Genomic DNA, 16,907 nt, shown 5'->3' on the forward strand with positions numbered 1-16,907 from the left:
CGCACCCGGGGTCACTCCACCTCGGCCGCCGCGCCGGAGAACTGCGCGTCGTGCAGCCGCGCGTACGGCCCGCCCGCGCCCACCAGGTCGACGTGGCGACCCTGCTCCACGACCCGACCCGACTCCATGACGAGGATGAGGTCGGCGTCACGGATCGTGGAGAGCCGGTGGGCGATGACCAGGCTCGTGCGGTCGGCCCGCAGCACCGCCATCGCGTGCTGGACCACCCGCTCCGTCCGGGTGTCCACCGAGGAGGTCGCCTCGTCCAGGACCAGCACGTGGGGTTTCGCCAGGTAGGCCCGGGCGATCGTGATGAGCTGCTTCTCGCCGGCGCTGATGCGTCCCGCGTCGTCGTCCACCAGCGTCTGGAAACCGTCGGGCAGGGTCTGCACGACGGTGTCCACGGAGGCGGCGCGGGCGGCCTCGAGGACGTCCTCCTCGCTCGCCGAGGGACGCGCGTAGGCGATGTTCTCGGCGATCGTCCCCTGGAACAACCAGGTGTCCTGCAGCACGATCGCGGCCCGCGAGCGCAGGTCGGCCCGAGACATCGTCGCGACGTCCACCCCGTCGAGCAGGATCCTGCCCGCGTCCAGCTCGTAGTAGCGCAGCAGCAGGTTCACCAACGTCGTCTTGCCCGCGCCCGTCGGGCCGACGATCGCGACGGTGTGCCCGGGTTCGGCGACGAAGGAGAGGTCCTCGATGAGGGGCTTCTCGGGGGAGTAGCGGAACGACACGTGCTGGAACTCGATGCGGCCCGGGCCGGAGGGTTTCGGCCCGTCCACCGGGTCCGGCGACATCGTCGGGGCGTCGAGCAGTTCGAAGACGCGTTCGGCGGAGGCGACCCCGGACTGCAGCAGGTTCGCCATCGAGCCCAGCTGGGCCAGCGGCTGGGTGAACTGGCGGGAGTACTGCACGAACGCCTGCACGCCGCCGATGGTGAGGGTCCCCCCGGTCACCATCGTGGCGCCGACGACGGCGACGGCGACGTAGACGAGGTTCCCGACGAGCATCGTCGAGGGCATGATCGTCCCGGAGAGGAACTGCGCGCCCGAGCTCGCCGTGTACAGCTCGGCGTTCTTCGCGGCGAAGCGGTCTCGGACCTCCTCGCGGCGCCCGAACGCGGTGACGACGTCGTGGCCGGTGAAGGCCTCCTCGATCTGCGCGTTCAGCTGGCCCGTCTCGCGCCACTGGTTCACGAACAGCGGCTGCGACCGCTTCGCGATGACCACCACGATCCCCAGCGTCAGCGGGATCGCGACCAGGGCGAGCAGCGCGAGCTCCCAGGAGATCGTGAACATCATCGCGACGACGCCGATGACGGTGAGGACCGAGACCAGCGCCTGCGACACCGTCTGCTGCAGGCTCTGGGAGATGTTGTCGATGTCGTTGGTGACCCGGCTCAGCAGCTCCCCGCGGGGGGTGGAGTCGACGTGGGAGAGCGGCAACCGGTGGATCGTGGCCTCGACGTCGGCCCGCAGCCGGAACACCGTGCGCTGCACGACGCGGTTCAGCAGGACGCCCTGGACGTAGGCCAGCACCGCGGACCCCACGTAGACGGCCACGGCCTGCAGGACGACGTCGCGCAACCCGTCGCGGTCCAGCGGCTGCCCGCGGAACGCGGTGGCGACGACGAAGTCGGTGGCCCGCCCCAGGAGCTTGGGGCCCGTGACGTTCAGGCCGACGCTCGCCACGGCCAGGACCAGGACGAGGACGAGGCGGGGCAGGTCCGGGCCCATGCGGCGCAGCAACCGCTTCGCCGAGGGCAGGAAGTCCACCGACTTCTGCGGTGGCCCCGCCATCCGCATGGGTCCTCCGCGCCCGCTCACGCAGCCACCTCCAGCTGGGAGCTGACGATCTCCAGGTACGTGGGGCAGGTCTCCAGCAGTTCCCGGTGCCGGCCCCGGCCGACGACCTTCCCCGCCTCCAGGACGACGATCTCGTCGGCGTCGACGATCGTCGAGACCCGTTGCGCCACCACGAGGATGGCCGCGTCGGGCAGGGTCCGCGCCAACGCCGTCCGCAACCGGGCGTCGGTGGCGGTGTCCAGCGCCGAGAACGCGTCGTCGAAGACGTGCACGGCGGGGGACTGCACCAGCATCCGGGCGATGGACAACCGCTGGCGCTGCCCGCCGGAGACGTTCGTCCCGCCCTGGGAGATCGGGGCCTGCAGGGCGCCGGTCATCTCCCGCACGAAGTCCGCGGCCTGCGCCGTCGTCAACGCGGCCCACAACTCCTCGTCGGTGGCGTCGGGGCGACCGAAGCGGAGGTTCGAGGCGACGGTCCCCGCGAAGAGGTAGGGCCGTTGCGGCACCAGGCCGACGCGTCGCCGCAGGTCGACGTCGGAGAGCTCGCGCAGGTCCACCCCGTCGAGCAGGACCGTGCCCGCGGACACGTCCGCGAGCCGGGTCGCGAGGTTCACGACCGTCGTCTTGCCGGACCCGGTGGACCCGATCACGGCCGTCGTGCGACCGGGCAGGACGTCGAAGGTGACGCCGTCCAGGACGGGTCGGTCCGCGCCCGGGTAGCTGAACCCGACGTCGCGGAACTCCATCCGCCCGCCCGAGGTGACCTCGACGGGTTTCCCGCTGTCGTGCACGGAGGGCGCGGTCTGCAGGACCTCGCCGATGCGCCCGGCCGACACCGCCGCGCGGGGACCCATCACGGCCAGGAACGTCGTCATCATCACGCCGGTGAGGATCTGCACGAGGTAGGACAGGAACGCGATGAGGGCCCCGACCTGCAGTTCCCCCGACTCCACCCGCGCGGCGCCGAACCAGACGACCGCGGCGCTGGCCAGGTTCACCACCAGCGTGACGAAGGGGAAGACGACGGCGAAGATCCGCCCGGTCCGCATCGCGACGTCGGTGAGTTCCTCGTTGGCCCGCCCGAAGCGGGCCCGTTCGGCGTCCTCGCGGACGAAGCCCCGGATGACCCGCAACCCCGTCAGCTGTTCGCGCAGCACCCGGTTCACGGTGTCCAGCCGCTTCTGCAGCACCCCGAACAGCGGCCCGAGGCGCACCATGATCACCGCCATCACCGCCACCAGCAGCGGGACCGCCACGACCACCAGCCAGCTCAGCCCGACGTCCTCGCGCAGCGCCATGACGATGCCGCCCACGCAGAGGATCGGTGCCGAGACGATCATCGTGCAGGTCATCAGCACGAGCATCTGCACCTGCTGCACGTCGTTGGTGCCGCGGGTGATGAGCGAGGGGGCACCGAAGCGGCCGACCTCGGCCTTGGAGAAGGACAGCACGTGCTCGAAGACGGCGCCGCGCAGGTCGCGACCCATGGCCATGGCCGCTCGCGCCCCGCACCACACGGCCGCGATCGTCGCCACCACCTGGATCAGCGTCACCCCGAGCATCAGCAGACCGGTGTGGACGATGTAGCCGGTGTCCCCGGTCGCCACACCCCGGTCGATGATGTCGGCGTTGAGACGGGGCAAGTACAGCGAGGCCACGGTCTGCAGGACCTGCAGGACCAGGACCCCGATCAACAGCCCGCGGTGCGGGCGCAGGTGCTCTCGGAGCAGGGGGAACAACACGAGGTTCAGGTCTAGCAGCCGCCGCGCCCCGTGACATCAGACTTTCGTGTCCCCGTCGAACCTGTGGTCAGAGGCGCCCCGCGGCCTTGAGCGCGAGGTAGCGGTCGGCCAGGGCGGGGGCCAGCCCGTCCGGGTCGGCGTGCACGACCTCGACGCCGAGCCGGGTCAGCAACCGGGCCGTGCGGTCGCGTTCGGCCGTGGCGGCCTCCGCCGCGGCGGCGGTGTAGACGGCCTCGGCGTCGGAGCGGCCGCGGGCCAGCTGCGCCAGCGCGGGGTCGTCGACCGCGGCGAGGACGACAGTGTGCCGCGTCGCGAGCTGCTCCAGCACCCCGAGCAGCCCCGAGTCCAGGACCGAGGAGTCCAGGGCGGTCAGCAGCACCACGAGCGAGCGTTGGCGGGCCGTGGTCCGGACCTCCGTCGCCACGGCGTCCCAGTCGGCCTCCACGAGGGAGGGTTCGAGCGGGGCGAGCGCCTCCACGAGCGAGGGCAGCAGGTCCCCGCGGGTGCCGCCCCGCACCCGGGCGCGGACGCGGCGGTCGTGCGCGACGAGGTCGACGCGGTCGCCGGCCCGGGCGGCGAGCGCCGCGGTCAGCAGGGCCGCCTCGATCTGCGCGTCCAGGCGGACGCTGACCTCGCCGCTCAGCGAGCCCCCCGCGTCCAGGCGGGCCGCGGAGGTGCGGGAGGTGTCGAGCACGAGCAGCACCCGGCGGTCGCGTTCGGGACGCCAGGTGCGCACGACGACGGCCTGCCGGCGCGCGCTGGCGCGCCAGTCGATGGAGCGGACGTCGTCGCCGTCGACGTACTCCCGCAACGAGTCGAACTCCGTGCCCTGACCGCGGTGCTGGACGGCGCTGCGGCCGTCGAGCTCGCGCAGCCGGGCCAGGCGGGACGGCAGGTGCTTGCGGGACGTGAACGGCGGCAGCACCCGCAACCGCCCGGGGACGGGGGTGGAGCGCTGCCGGGCGGCGAGGCCGAGCGGACCGGCGCAGCGCAGGGTGACCCGGTCGCTGAGGCGGTCCCCGCGGCGGGTGGGGACGAGGACCGTCGTGACGCGGCGGCGTTCCCCGGCGGGGAGGTCCAGGCGGTGCCGGGAGGACCGGGCCCCGGCGGAGGGGACCCAGGCGTCGCGCAGGAGCCCCCGCACCCGCTTGCCGCCGGTGTTGTGCACGAGCAGCTCCGTCTCGCGCGGTTCGCCGAGACGCACCGCGCTCAGCGGCGGCCGCTGCACCTGCAGCGAGCGCGGCGACGGCGCGAGGACGACGTCGAGGACGACCAGGACCACGCTGAGGGCGCACCAGAGCCAGACCGCGGCCCACCCCGGCCAGGCCACGACGAGGACCAGCCCCGCGAGGACGAGCAGCACGGCCCGTCCGGTCAGCGCCATGTCAACCCCATGTCACGGCCCGATCAGCGGGGGACGGGGACGGAGCCGAGCACCGAGTCCAGGACGGCGTCGACGCTCACCCCGTCCAGCTCGGCCTCGGGGCGCAGCTGCACGCGGTGGCGCAGCGTCGGGCGGGCCAGCGCCTTCACGTCGTCGGGGGAGACGTAGTCACGGCCCGACAGCCACGCCCAGGCCCGTGCCGTCGCCAGCAGCGCCGTCGCCCCGCGGGGGGAGACGCCCAGCGCCAGCGACGGCGAGCTGCGGGTGGCCCGGCAGACGTCGACGACGTAGCCGAGGACCTCGCGCGAGCACTGCACCCGGCGCACGGCGGCGGCCGCGATCGCGAGCTGCTCCCGGGTCGCGACGGCCCGGACCCCGGCGGCGGCCAGGTCGCGCGGGTCGAACCCCGTGGCGTGGCGCACCAGGACCTCGATCTCGTCCTCCCGCGGGGGCAGCGGCAGGGTCAGCTTCAGCAGGAACCGGTCCAGCTGCGCCTCGGGCAGCGGGTAGGTGCCCTCGTACTCCACCGGGTTCTGGGTGGCGGCGACGATGAACGGGTCGGGCAGCGGACGGGCCTCGCCCTCGACGGAGACCTGCTTCTCCTCCATCGCCTCCAGCAGGGAGGCCTGCGTCTTCGGCGGGGTCCGGTTGATCTCGTCGGCGAGCAGGATGTTGGTGAACACCGGGCCCTCGCGGAAGGAGAACCGCGAGCTCTGCGCGTCGTAGACCAGCGACCCGGTGACGTCGCCGGGCATCAGGTCCGGGGTGAACTGCACGCGCTTGGTGTCGAGGGCGAGAGCGGCCGACAACGTCCGCACCAGCAGCGTCTTCGCCACGCCCGGAACGCCTTCGAGCAGCACGTGGCCGCGGCAGAGGACGGCGATCACCAGCCCGGTGACGGCGGCGTCCTGGCCGACGACGGCCTTGGCGACCTCCTGGCGGACCGCCCGCAGCGCCTGCCGGGCGTCCTCGACCTCGGGGCCCTCGCTCGCACGGGCCACGGGTGTTGCCGTCTCGGGGGTTTCCGGTTCGCTCACTTCTCGGCCTTCCTCGGGGTGGATCCGCGCACGTCGTCCTCCAGGGTGTCCAGTTCGAGGGCCAGCCGGACCAGCGCGGGGTCGTCGCGCGGGGAGGTCCCGGCCAGCAGTTCCTGCACGCCGGCCGCGGGTCGTCCGGTCAGCCACGCGACCTGGTCGGCCACGTCGTGCACGGGGGCCTGCGGGTCCAGGCCCACCGCGGCGCGCAGCCGGCGGGTGGTCGCGCCGCGCAGGACGTCCGCGGCCCGGCCCGAGGCCCCGGCGCTCGCGTAGAGCCGGCCGTGGCCTTCGACGGTCTCGGCCGCGCGGACGACGACGGGCAACGGTTCGCCCACCAGGCGACCCAGCCGTCGTCCGCGCCAGAACAGCCCCACGAGGGTCGCGACGAGCAGCAGCGCGATCGCCGGGGCGAGCCAGCGCGGGACCAGGTTCAGCAGCGGCACGGTCGGGGAGTCGGTGTCCAGCGGGTCCGGCAGGTACCAGACGAGGGACGGGTCGGCGCCGAGCGTGCGCAGCGCCAGCGTCCCGTTGCCCTCGCGGTCGGCCCAGCGGTTGGTGAGCAGCGCCGGCTGGCCCAGGACGGTCAGCGAGGCCTCCGACCCGCCGACCCCGGACTCGACGCGCACGTAGGACCCGCCGTAGCAGGAGCGCGCGTCGCCCTCCGTCGCGTAGGTCAGCCCGCCCGCGCGGGCCCGTCCGGCCGCCACGGCCGCGGCCACGGTGCACCCCGGGTCGCGGTCCAGTGCCGCCTCCGAGCCCGTCCCGCGCACGTCGGGGGTCAGCGCCTCCAGCGTGTCGTCGCTGGGCCGCAGCAGCACGAGGTCCGCGCCCGAGGCGAGCAGCACCTGCAGGCGCTGCGCGGAGAGCAGGTCGGGGTCGGTGACCAGCAGCGTCACCCCGCCGGTCCGGTTCTCGTCGAGGGCCCGGGTCGCGGCGTCGAAGGACCGGGCCTGCGTGAGGGTCACGCCCTGGTCCTGCAGGACCCGCGCGAGCGCACGGGCACCGCTGGGGGAGACGGAGTCCGGGGCGAGGGCCTCCTCGCTGGTGCGCGGCGTGAGCAGGCTCAGCAGCAGCACGACCGCGACGACGACCACCCCGAGGGCGACGATCCCGCGCCAGCGGCGCCACGCCCCGCCCACCTCGGGTTGCGCGCTGCGGGTCTCGAACCCGAGCGCGCTCACGCCGCGACCACCGGCCGTGCGGCCGCGACGGCGGCGACCACGGCCCGCAGGTCCTCGTTCGTCGCGGCCCCGGCGCTGCGGCCGCCGTAGCGGATGTCGTCGAAGGTCCGCGCGGCCCGGGTCAGGGCCCCGGCGCAGTCGGGCAGCGTGGCCCCGGCCTGCCCGGCGATCTCGCCGGCGGTCCGCCCGGCGCGGGAGTCGATGATCGTCCGTTCCTCCAGCGAGCGGACCAGACCGCGGAAGCGTTCGGCGACGGCGAGGTCCCAGTCGCCCGCGGTGGCCGCGGCGTCGGCGCGGGCGAAGTGGGTGGCCGACGGTTCGGGACCGGCGTCGAAGACCGCGTCGGGTTCGCGCTGGCGGGCGCTGCGCCGCAGCGGACCCCCGACGAGGAAGACCACCGCGACGACGGCCGCCAGCAGCAGCACGACCACGACGACGGCGGTCCAGTTCGTGCCCAGACCCGGCACCCGCACCTGCGAGAGCCAGTCCTGCAACCAGGCCCACGCCCGCGCCAGCCAGGACCCCTGCGCCTCGCGGTACTCCGGACCGGCGAGCTCCCGCGCCAACCACTCCCGGCCCTGGGCGCGGTCGGGGTCCAGCGGGACCCCGGCGAGGAGGGTCACCGGCCGCTGGCCCGGTGCAGTTCGACGTCGAGGCCCTCGCGGCGCATCCGCAGGTCCACGTAGACCAGGGCGGTCACCGAGGCGAGGAAGGGGTAGGCGACGACGCTGCCGATCACCGAGCCGAGGGTGGAGACGGTCTGGCTCAGCGCGAGCCCCCACGTCCCGGTGTCGCCGACGGCGACCGCCACGACCTGCCCGACGGCGCTGAACGGCACCGACACGGCCGCCACCACCGCGTAGACCACGACCGCGGTGAGCAGCAGGATCCCGAACGTCCGCCAGAACGTGCGGGCGGTGAGGCGGTACGAACGGCCCAGGGCCGCCCGGATCCCGAGGTCCTCCAGCAGCATCGCCGGGGTGGCCATCGACCACTTCACCCACAGGAACGCACCGACGACCAGCCAGGCGAGCAGACCGAGCAGCAGGGCGGCCACGCCGATCCCGGTGACGGTCGTGGAGTCGGCCTGCCAGACGACCAGCGTCCCCGGCGCCAGGGTGAGCGCGCCGACCACGAGCGTGCCGAGGGTGATGACCAGCGACAGCCCGACGAGGGGCAGGATCCGGCGGGCGCAGGTGCGCCACAGCTCCCCGAACCCGATCGTGCGCCCGAGCACCGCGCGGCTCACGCTGACGATGAGCATCCCGTTGAGGACGAGGACCGCCACCGACTGCAGCACGGTGCTGAAGAGCAGCAGCGGCACCCCGCGCTGGACGGAGGAGAAGAGGTCGTCGAAGGAGCCGTCGGCGGCCTCGAACCGGTTCATCGCCCCGACGAGGTCGCGGGTGGTGACGTAGCTGGCGACCAGCGTCACGACCGAGGTGATGACCACGACGATCGCGGAGAGCCCCACCATCACTCGCGGGTTCTGCCGGAAGGCCCGGAACGCGCCGTCCCAGATCTCACCCAGGCCCAGCGGTCGCAGCGGCACGATCCCCGGCCGGGGGGCGCTCGGGCGGTCCCAGGCGGGCGGCGGTGCACCGGTCGGGCCCGGCTGCGGCTGTCCCCAGCCCGTGGGCCCGGCCGGGTCCGGAGTGCCCTCGTCCGGCCGTTGCCACTGGTCCGTCCCCATCGCCCGTACGCCCCCGTACCGCCAAGATCCACCCGTTGCCGGTGGCCCATGCTGCCAGAGGACGGGCGCCGGGCGCGGTCACGGCGTGGTGATCAGCCCCGATCACGTGCTGTACGGGCAAGATGACCCCATGAGGGGACGTGTCCTCGTGGTGGACGACGACACCGCGCTGGCCGAGATGCTGGGGATCGTGCTGCAGGGCGAAGGGTTGGAGACCCGCTTCTGCGCGAACGGGGACGAGGCGCTGGGCGCCTTCCGGGCCACGCGCCCGGACGTGGTGCTGCTGGACCTGATGCTGCCCGGGACGGACGGCATGGAGGTCTGCCGCCAGATCCGCGCCGAGTCGGGCGTGCCCATCGTCATGCTCACGGCGAAGAGCGACACCGTCGACGTCGTGCTCGGGCTCGAGGCCGGCGCCGACGACTACGTCGTCAAGCCGTTCAAGCCCAAGGAACTCGTGGCCCGGGTCCGGGCGCGGTTGCGTTCCGCCGGCGACCGCCCGCCCGAGACGCTGCGCATCGGCGACCTGACCATCGACGTCGCCGGGCACTCCGTGCGTCGCGACGGTCGGTCGCTGCCGCTGACCCCGCTGGAGTTCGAACTGCTGGTCACCCTGGCCCGCAAGCCCTGGCAGGCGTTCACCCGCGAGCTGCTGCTGGAGCAGGTCTGGGGCTACCGCCACGCCGCCGACACCCGGCTCGTGAACGTCCACGTCCAGCGGTTGCGGTCCAAGATCGAGGTCGACCCCGAGCACCCCGAGATCGTGGTGACCGTCCGCGGGGTGGGGTACCGCGCCGGTCCGCTCTGATGGGCCCGTTCTGATGGGTCGGTTCTGATGGGTCGGGTGCTGGCCCGCTGGCGGGCCTCCCTGCAGCTGCGCGTCGTCGTCCTCACCACCCTGCTCGGGCTCGCCGTCGTCGTCGGGGTCGGCTCGTTCCTGCTCGACGGGATCGCCGACGGGCTGGTGGCGGAACGCCAGGAGGTCGCCCTCGCCGACGCCGCCCGCAGCGCCCAGACCGCGCAGCAGCAGTTCGACGCCTCCACGACCACGAACTCCGCCGAGGTCGAGCAGCTCGCCGGCGACGTCGTGTCCTCGCTGGAGGGCGCCGGTCCCGACCGGGTCCGCGGGGTGGTCCTGCTGCGCGCCATCGGCTCCCCGGACACCAGCGGCAGCGGGCAGGTCATCGTCCGCGACATCGCCTCCGAGGGGCTGGAGGCCGGTGACGTCCCGATGGCGCTGCGCGAGGCCGTCGTCGGCTCCGACGTCCAGCAGATGCAGATCGTCGACCTGCCCGACGCGGGCACCGCGCCGTCCCTCGTCGTCGGCTCCACCGTCACCCTGCCGCGGGCGGGGCAGTACGAGATCTACTTCGTCTACTCCCTGGCCAGCGAGGAGTCGACCGTCTCGCTGGTGCGCACGACGTTCGTCGGCGGCGGCATCGCCCTCGTGCTGCTCGTCGGAGCCGTCGCCTGGGTCGTCGCCCGGATGGTCGTCGAACCCGTCCGCGAGGCCGCCGGCACCGCCGAACGGCTCACCGGCGGCCACCTCGACGAACGCATGCGGGTCCGCGGCACCGACGACCTGGCCCGCCTGGCCCGGGCGTTCAACGAGATGGCCGCCGGGATGCAGCAGCACATCGAGCAGCTCGAAGAACTCTCCCGGGTGCAGCGCCGCTTCGTCTCCGACGTCAGCCACGAGCTGCGCACCCCGCTGACGACGATCCGGATGGCCGGGGAGGTCCTGCACGACGCCCGCGCGGGTTTCGACCCCGCCGTGGCGCGTTCCTCCGAGCTCATGCTGACCCAGCTCGAACGGTTCGACTCCCTCCTCGCCGACCTGCTCGAGATCAGCCGCTTCGACGCCGGAGCCGCTGCGCTGGAACCCGACCCGCAGGACGTGCGGGCGCTGGTGCACCGCGTCGTGGAGTTCGCCTCCACCCTCGCCGAACGTCGCGGCTCGCAGGTGCTGCTCTCCGAACCGGCCTCCCCGTGCACCGCCGAGGTCGACTCCCGGCGCATCGAACGGGTCCTGCGCAACCTGCTGGGCAACGCCCTCGAGCACGGGGAGTCCCGGCCCATCGAGATCACGGTCGTCTGCGACGAGCACGCCGTCGCCATCGGCGTCCGCGACCACGGGGTCGGCCTCGAACCGGCCCAGCTGCCGCGGGTCTTCGACCGCTTCTGGCGCGCCGACCCCGCCCGCGCCCGCACCACCGGCGGCAGCGGGCTCGGGCTGGCGATCGCGCTGGAGGACACCCGCCTCCACGGCGGCTGGCTGGAGGTGTGGGGTCGCCCGGGGCAGGGGTGCCACTTCGTCCTGACCGTTCCGCGCACCGCCGGCCGGGCGTTGCGCTCCTCCCCGCTGCCCGTCGTCCCGCTGGGCTGGCGCGAACCCGTCGCGGCGCTCACCGCCGGACGGTCCCGCCCGTCCCCGGACCTCCCGTGAGACGCCGCGCCGCGCTGGCGCTGGCGCTCGCGGGCGTCCTCGCCGGGTGCGGTGGGGTGCCGCGTTCCAGCGACGTCGTCAGCGGCCAGCGCATCGAGGACGACCCCCGGATCGGTCTGCTGCAGGTCATCCCCGACGGTCCCGTCAGGGACGCCGCCGCCGTCGACGTCGTCCGGGGGTTCCTGCTCGCCGCGTCCTCCTCGGAACAGGACCACGCGGTCGCCCGACAGTTCCTCGACGCCGGCGCGGCGCAGACGTGGCGCCCCGACGCGGGGACCACCATCGTCACGACCAGCCCCGACCTCGCGCTGCTGCGCCAGGACGCGGACACGGCCGTCGTCGCCGTCACCGCGCCCGTCGACGCCCTCGTCGACGCTGACGGGCACTACGCCGAGCAACCCCCGGCCTCGACGTACACCCGCTCGCTGAACCTGGTGCGGGAGGAGGGGCAGTGGCGCGTCACCGACCCCGGCGACGGCGTCGTCATCACCGCCCTCGACGCCTCCCGCACCCTGCGGCCCTTCCCGGTGTACTTCGCGACGTCGGGGCCCGCCACCCAGCTCGTCGGCGACGTCCGCTGGTTCGGCTACGACTCCTCCACGGCCACCCGGATCGTCCGCGCGCTGCTGGCGGGACCGTCGGCGTGGCTGGCCCCGGGGGTCGACTCCGGGGCGCCGGTGGGCACGGAACTGCGGGTGGGGACGGTCCCGGTGGCGGCCGGGACGGCGACCGTCGACCTCACCGACACCGCCCTGGACGCCGACCCCACCCAGCGCGGTGTCCTGCTCGCCCAGCTGCGGGCCAGCCTCACCGGCCTGCCCGCCGTCGGCGACGTGCAGGTCAGCGTGGACGGCGCGGAACTGACCCGCGGGTCGGAGACCGCCGGCACCGACGTGCCGCGGGCCGGCGCACCGAGCGACAGCCGGCTGGTGGCGCTGGGGCCGCAGGGGATCTCGCGCTGGGACCGCAGCCAACTGCGCGCCGTCGCCGGCACCGGGCCGGGGCTGGAGGCCGCCGGTGCCGCCTCGCACCCCGCGGTCGCGGCCGACGGCAGCGTCTTCGCGGTGCTCACCGACGCCGGGAAGGTCGCCCGCACCCAGCGCACCGGCGGTCAGCTGGAACCCGCGGTGACCGGTCAGGGCAGTCTCGTGCCGCCCTCGATCGACCGCTTCGGCTGGCTCTGGACCGCACCGACGACGGCCGGGCAGCCTCCCCTCGTCGTCCCCACGGGGACCCCGCAGACCCCTGCCGCGCCGGTGGAACCGCCCGCCGACGGGCTGGGGGCCCTGGTGTCCGTGCGGGTCTCCCGGGACGGCGCGCGGCTGCTGGTGGTGGGCCGCGACGACGCCGGAGCCGTGCACGTGCGCGTCCACGGCATCGTCCGCGACGCCGGCGGGAAACCGCTGCGCCTCGGCGTCGGGACGCCCGACCTCGTCCCCGGCGTCGCCGACGTCGCCGACGCCGCCTGGCTCGTCGACGACGAGCTGGTGGTGCTGACCCGTCCGCCCGGCGGCGACCCGGTGCCGGTGCTCGTCCGGGTCTCCGGTCCCAGCACCCGGCTGCCCGCCGTGCCGGGGGCGGTGACGATCGCCGGTGGCTGGAGCGAGCGCGACCTCGTCGTCGGCACCGTCGACGGCCGCCTCCTCACCCGCAGCGGTGCGAGCTGGATCGTCCTCGCCGACGGACGGGACCCCTCCTACCCCGGCTGAGCGGCTGTCCGGCTGTCCACAGGCCCCGGACCGGCCCACCGCCGGGGCGGAGCTGTGGACGGGCACGGGTGGGTGCCGCCGGGGGAGGTGATGCTCTGCCGGTGCCCCCCGCGACCTCGTTCCTGACCGCCGCCGCCGACCTCGTCTGGCCCGCCGACTGCGCGGGGTGCGGGCGGGCGGGCACCGTCTGCTGCGTCCCCTGCGGACGGGCGTTGCGCGCCGGCGCCGGCTCGGAACTGCCCGACGGGACCCCGGTCCGGGCCTGCGCCACCCACGACGGTCCCGCCCGCCAGCTCCTGCTGGCGGTGAAGGAACGGGGCCGGGCCGAACTGCGCGGTCGCCTCGCCGGAGCCCTGGCCCCTGCTCTCGACGACCTCGTCCCGCGCGGTCCGCTGGACCTGGTGCCCGTCCCGACGCGTCGTGCGAGCCGACGCGCTCGGGGCGGCGACCTCGTCGCCGATCTCGCGGCCCGCACCGCCGAGGTCGCGCGCCGCCGGGGGCGCGACGTGGGGGTGGCCCGGTCGCTGCGGGTGGTGCGACGGGTGGCGGACCAGACCGAGCTCGACGCGGCCGGTCGCCGGGCCAACCTCGCCGGGGCGTTCGCGCTGGCCGGCCCCGTCCCGGGCCGCCCCTGCGTCGTCCTCGACGACGTCGTGACGACCACGGCCACCGCGGCCGAGGCCGTGCGGGCGTTGCGGGCGGGGGGTGTCCGGGTGATCGGCGTGCTCTGCGTGACGCTGGCCTGAGCCGCGGGGGCGGATCCGCTGGGCGTTCGCCGGGAAACGCGCGTCACACCTGGGCACCGGAGGGGGAGGGGGTCTAGCGTGTCTGCATGGCAGCCCTCACCGGCACCGTGGCCGACTTCGCGTCGGCCCTCGCCCCGGCGGAGTCCAAGGACGGACCCGCTCACCGGGGGACACGGTCCTGCCGGATGCTGCCCGCTCACCGTGCGCTCCCCCCGGGGGTGGTGCACGGCACGAGGTGACGGTCCGAGGCGGGCCGGCCCCACGTGCCGGCGCCGCCAGTTCGAACGAGGGAGGCATCCCGTGGAAGTTGTGGTCACCGGACGGCACACCGACGTCAAGGAGAGGTTCCGGCGCCACGTCGAGGACAAGCTGGAGAAGGTCACCCAGTTCGCCCCGCGCGCCCAGCGCATCGACGTCGAGGTTTCCCACGAGAACAACCGTCGACAGGCCAGCAACTGCGAACGCGTCGAGATCACGGTGCGGGACAAGGGACCCGTGGTGCGGGCCGAAGCCTGCGCGGACGATCCCTACGCCGCACTGGACCTGGCGACCACGAAGCTCTTCGAACGGTTGCGCAGGGCGCGCGACCGCCGCAAGGTCCACCACGGCCGGCACCGGCCGACGTCGGTGGCCCAGGCGACGGCCGGGTTGTCCGACGAGGTCCTGACGGGTTCCTTCGACCCCGCCCGCCCGCTCGCGGAACAGGTGGAGCACACCGTGGCGGACGGTTCGCCGGTGCCGACGCCCGCCGTCATGGCCGGGACGAAACCCCCGACCGCGGAACCCGTCGGGTCCGGCTCCGACGCGGCGCTCGAGGACGCCTCGCCGGTCGTCATCCGCGAGAAGACCCACGACGCCGAGCCGATGACGCTGGACCAGGCGTTGTACGAGATGGAACTCGTCGGGCACGACTTCTACCTCTTCGTCGACGCCGCCACGAGTTCCCCGAGCGTGGTCTACCGCCGGCGCGGTTGGGACTACGGCGTGATCCACCTCGACCTGCAGGGCGGCACCACGCCGCTCGAGACGGGATCCGCGGACCGGCGCAGCACCGGTGACGCCGCCCTGACCGCCGTCGTGGCAGCCGCCATGCGCTGAGTCCCGATCGCAGCAGAGGGCGCCACTCCCCGCCGCGGGGAGTGGCGCCCGCTGCTGCCCGTGCCAAGATCGCCGGAGAGCAGAACGGCACGCGGAGGGGGAACGGACGAGGATGACCGACCAGCCGGGCGAACGCACGAGCGGCGAGGCGATCCGCGTCGTCGTCGTGGACGACCACTCGCTGTTCCGGCGCGGGTTGCAGATGGTCCTCTCCGTCGAGGACGACATCGACGTCGTCGGCGAGGCCGGTGACGGCGCCGACGCGCTGGCCCGGGTCGAGGAGCTGCTGCCCGACGTCGTCCTCATGGACGTCTGGATGCCGCGCCGCTCGGGGATCGACGCCTGCGCCGAGATCAAGGCCGCCGCCCCCTCGACGAAGATCCTCATGCTGACCTCCTCGGAGGAGGAGGACGACCTCTTCGGGGCCGTGCGCGCCGGGGCCAACGGCTACCTCCTCAAGGACGTCCCGGCCGAGGAGGTCGCCGACGCCATCCGCGCGGTCATGACCGGGCAGTCGCTCATCACCCCGAAGATGGCGGGGCTGCTCCTCGGTGAGTTCAACGCCATGCGACGCCGCGACGAGGAACGCGCCCTGGGGCTGCCCGGCGCACCGCGGCTCTCGCCCCGCGAGCTCGACGTCCTGCGGCTGCTGGCGCGCGGGATGGCCAACCGCGAGATCGCCGGTGCCCTGGGCATCAGCGAGAACACCGTCAAGAACCACGTCCGCAACATCCTCGAGAAGCTGCAGCTGCACTCGCGGATGGAGGCCGTCGTCTACGCCGTGCGGGAGAAGATCGTGGAACTGTCGTGACCGCCGCCCTCCCCGCCCCGGTGGAGGAGATCACGGCGCGCCAGGCCCGGCGCGCGGCGCTCGCGGCCCAGGGCTTCAGCCGCCGCCGACCCGCCACCGTCACCGCGGCCGGGATCGCCCGCGTCGTGGACCGGCTCGGGATCGTCCAGATCGACAGCGTCAACGTGCTGTGCCGCAGCCACTACCTCCCCTTCTTCTCCCGGCTCGGGCCCTACGCCACCGACCTCCTCGACCGGGCGGCGAACCGCGGTCCCCGTCGCCTGGTGGAGTACTGGGCCCACGAGGCCAGCTACGTCGCGCCCGCCACCCACCGGCTGCTCCGCTGGCGGATGGACCGGGCCGCGGACGACGCCTGGGGCAGCGTGCGCAGCATCGCCCACGAACGCCCCGACCTGCTCGAGGCGGTGCTCGAGCACCTCGCCGTGCACGGCCCGAGCACCGCGCGCGTGCTCGAGGCGCAGCTGGCCCCCGGCGCCGTCCGCCCCAGGGACAACTGGGGCTGGAACTGGTCGGACGTCAAACGCGCCTGCGAGCACCTCTTCTTCGCGGGCCGGATCTCCGCCGCCGGCCGCAACCAGCAGTTCGAGCGCCGCTACGACCTCACCGAGCGCGTCCTGCCGCCCGCCGTGCTGGCCCTGCCGGTCCCCGATCCCGCCGACGCCGTCCGCGAGCTGGTCCGGATCGCGGCGCGCGCCACCGGGGTGGCCACCGAGGCCAGTCTGCGCGACTACTTCCGGCTGCGGCCGGAGCAGTCGAAGGCAGCCGTCGCCGACCTCGTGGAGGCCGGTGAGCTGGAACCCGTCCGGGTCCGCGGCTGGGCCGCCCACCGACCCGCCTACCGCCTCCCCACCACCCCGACGCCGCGGGTCCGCGCCCGGGCCCTGCTCACGCCGTTCGACCCCCTGGTCTGGCACCGCGCCCGCACCGAGGAGGTCTTCGGCGTCACCGTGCGGCTGGAGTTCTACGTCCCGCGCGAGAAGCGGGTCCACGGCTACTACGTGCTGCCCTTCCTGCTGGGCGAGGACATCGTCGGCCGGGTGGACCTCAAGGCCGACCGCGGCGGCAGCGGGGTGCTGCGCGTCGAGGCCGCGTGGGCCGAACCCGACGCGCCGCCCGAGACGGCCGAGGAGCTCGCCGCCGAACTGGGCGACCTCGCCCGCTGGCTGGGCCTCGACGACGTCGTCGTGCTCGGCCCCGGCGACCTGGCGCCCGCGCTGGCCGGTGCGTTGAGGCGTTCGGGTCACTGACCCCCTCA

The 16,907-nt window shown here is 74.4% G+C and carries 15 protein-coding genes; 8 read left to right on the plus strand and 7 right to left on the minus strand.

Going from position 1 to position 16,907, the window contains the following annotated elements; genetic code table 11:
- Positions 1 to 11 precede the first annotated feature (11 nt).
- The 7 genes from OG218_RS19900 to OG218_RS19930 form a co-directional block, all read right to left on the minus strand.
- Positions 12 to 1,826 carry an ABC transporter ATP-binding protein gene (locus OG218_RS19900; RefSeq protein ID WP_328294963.1) on the minus strand — a complete coding sequence of 605 codons (1,815 nt, stop codon included), beginning with the start codon at positions 1,824 to 1,826 and terminating at the stop codon, positions 12 to 14.
- On the minus strand, positions 1,823 to 3,547 hold the full coding sequence (locus tag OG218_RS19905; RefSeq protein WP_328294964.1) for an ABC transporter ATP-binding protein: 1,725 nt from the start codon (positions 3,545 to 3,547) through the stop codon (positions 1,823 to 1,825). The genes OG218_RS19900 and OG218_RS19905 overlap by 4 nt, the downstream gene beginning before the upstream one ends.
- 67 nt (positions 3,548 to 3,614) lie before the next feature.
- Positions 3,615 to 4,931, minus strand: coding sequence for a DUF58 domain-containing protein (locus OG218_RS19910; protein WP_328294965.1), 1,317 nt, complete (start codon positions 4,929 to 4,931; stop codon positions 3,615 to 3,617).
- A gap of 23 nt (positions 4,932 to 4,954) precedes the next feature.
- Positions 4,955 to 5,932, minus strand: coding sequence for an AAA family ATPase (locus tag OG218_RS19915; protein ID WP_380162204.1), 978 nt, complete (start codon positions 5,930 to 5,932; stop codon positions 4,955 to 4,957).
- A gap of 32 nt (positions 5,933 to 5,964) precedes the next feature.
- On the minus strand, positions 5,965 to 7,149 hold the full coding sequence (locus OG218_RS19920; RefSeq protein WP_328294967.1) for a DUF4350 domain-containing protein: 1,185 nt from the start codon (positions 7,147 to 7,149) through the stop codon (positions 5,965 to 5,967).
- Complete coding sequence (locus OG218_RS19925; protein ID WP_328294968.1) at positions 7,146 to 7,772, minus strand: DUF4129 domain-containing protein; 627 nt, start codon at positions 7,770 to 7,772, stop codon at positions 7,146 to 7,148. The genes OG218_RS19920 and OG218_RS19925 overlap by 4 nt, the downstream gene beginning before the upstream one ends.
- The gene (locus OG218_RS19930; protein ID WP_328294969.1) at positions 7,769 to 8,842 is read right to left on the minus strand and encodes a glycerophosphoryl diester phosphodiesterase membrane domain-containing protein; all 1,074 of its coding nucleotides are present in this window, start codon (positions 8,840 to 8,842) and stop codon (positions 7,769 to 7,771) included. The genes OG218_RS19925 and OG218_RS19930 overlap by 4 nt, the downstream gene beginning before the upstream one ends.
- A gap of 130 nt (positions 8,843 to 8,972) precedes the next feature.
- On the opposite strand from OG218_RS19930, the gene mtrA reads away from it, so the two are divergent.
- The 8 genes from mtrA to OG218_RS19970 all read left to right on the plus strand — a co-directional run bounded on the left by mtrA (position 8,973) and on the right by OG218_RS19970 (position 16,899).
- The gene (mtrA, locus tag OG218_RS19935) at positions 8,973 to 9,650 is read left to right on the plus strand and encodes an MtrAB system response regulator MtrA (protein WP_328294970.1); all 678 of its coding nucleotides are present in this window, start codon (positions 8,973 to 8,975) and stop codon (positions 9,648 to 9,650) included.
- 27 nt (positions 9,651 to 9,677) lie between these two features.
- The gene (gene mtrB / locus OG218_RS19940; protein ID WP_328294971.1) at positions 9,678 to 11,288 is read left to right on the plus strand and encodes an MtrAB system histidine kinase MtrB; all 1,611 of its coding nucleotides are present in this window, start codon (positions 9,678 to 9,680) and stop codon (positions 11,286 to 11,288) included.
- Positions 11,285 to 12,997: an LpqB family beta-propeller domain-containing protein gene (locus OG218_RS19945; RefSeq protein WP_328294972.1), complete on the plus strand. Its 1,713-nt coding sequence runs from the start codon at positions 11,285 to 11,287 to the stop codon at positions 12,995 to 12,997. The genes mtrB and OG218_RS19945 overlap by 4 nt, the downstream gene beginning before the upstream one ends.
- A 101-nt stretch (positions 12,998 to 13,098) precedes the next feature.
- Positions 13,099 to 13,743, plus strand: coding sequence for a ComF family protein (locus tag OG218_RS19950; protein WP_328294973.1), 645 nt, complete (start codon positions 13,099 to 13,101; stop codon positions 13,741 to 13,743).
- 86 nt (positions 13,744 to 13,829) lie between these two features.
- Positions 13,830 to 13,982 carry a hypothetical protein gene (locus OG218_RS19955; protein ID WP_328294974.1) on the plus strand — a complete coding sequence of 51 codons (153 nt, stop codon included), beginning with the start codon at positions 13,830 to 13,832 and terminating at the stop codon, positions 13,980 to 13,982.
- 61 nt (positions 13,983 to 14,043) lie between these two features.
- Positions 14,044 to 14,841 carry a ribosome hibernation-promoting factor, HPF/YfiA family gene (hpf, locus tag OG218_RS19960; RefSeq protein ID WP_328294975.1) on the plus strand — a complete coding sequence of 266 codons (798 nt, stop codon included), beginning with the start codon at positions 14,044 to 14,046 and terminating at the stop codon, positions 14,839 to 14,841.
- A gap of 112 nt (positions 14,842 to 14,953) precedes the next feature.
- Positions 14,954 to 15,652, plus strand: coding sequence for a response regulator transcription factor (locus OG218_RS19965; protein WP_328294976.1), 699 nt, complete (start codon positions 14,954 to 14,956; stop codon positions 15,650 to 15,652).
- Positions 15,649 to 16,899 carry a winged helix-turn-helix domain-containing protein gene (locus OG218_RS19970; protein WP_328294977.1) on the plus strand — a complete coding sequence of 417 codons (1,251 nt, stop codon included), beginning with the start codon at positions 15,649 to 15,651 and terminating at the stop codon, positions 16,897 to 16,899. Before OG218_RS19965 ends, OG218_RS19970 begins: the two co-directional genes overlap by 4 nt.
- Positions 16,900 to 16,907: the final 8 nt, after the last annotated feature.

The sequence above is a fragment of the Kineococcus sp. NBC_00420 genome (assembly GCF_036021035.1).
Lineage (GTDB): Bacteria > Actinomycetota > Actinomycetes > Actinomycetales > Kineococcaceae > Kineococcus.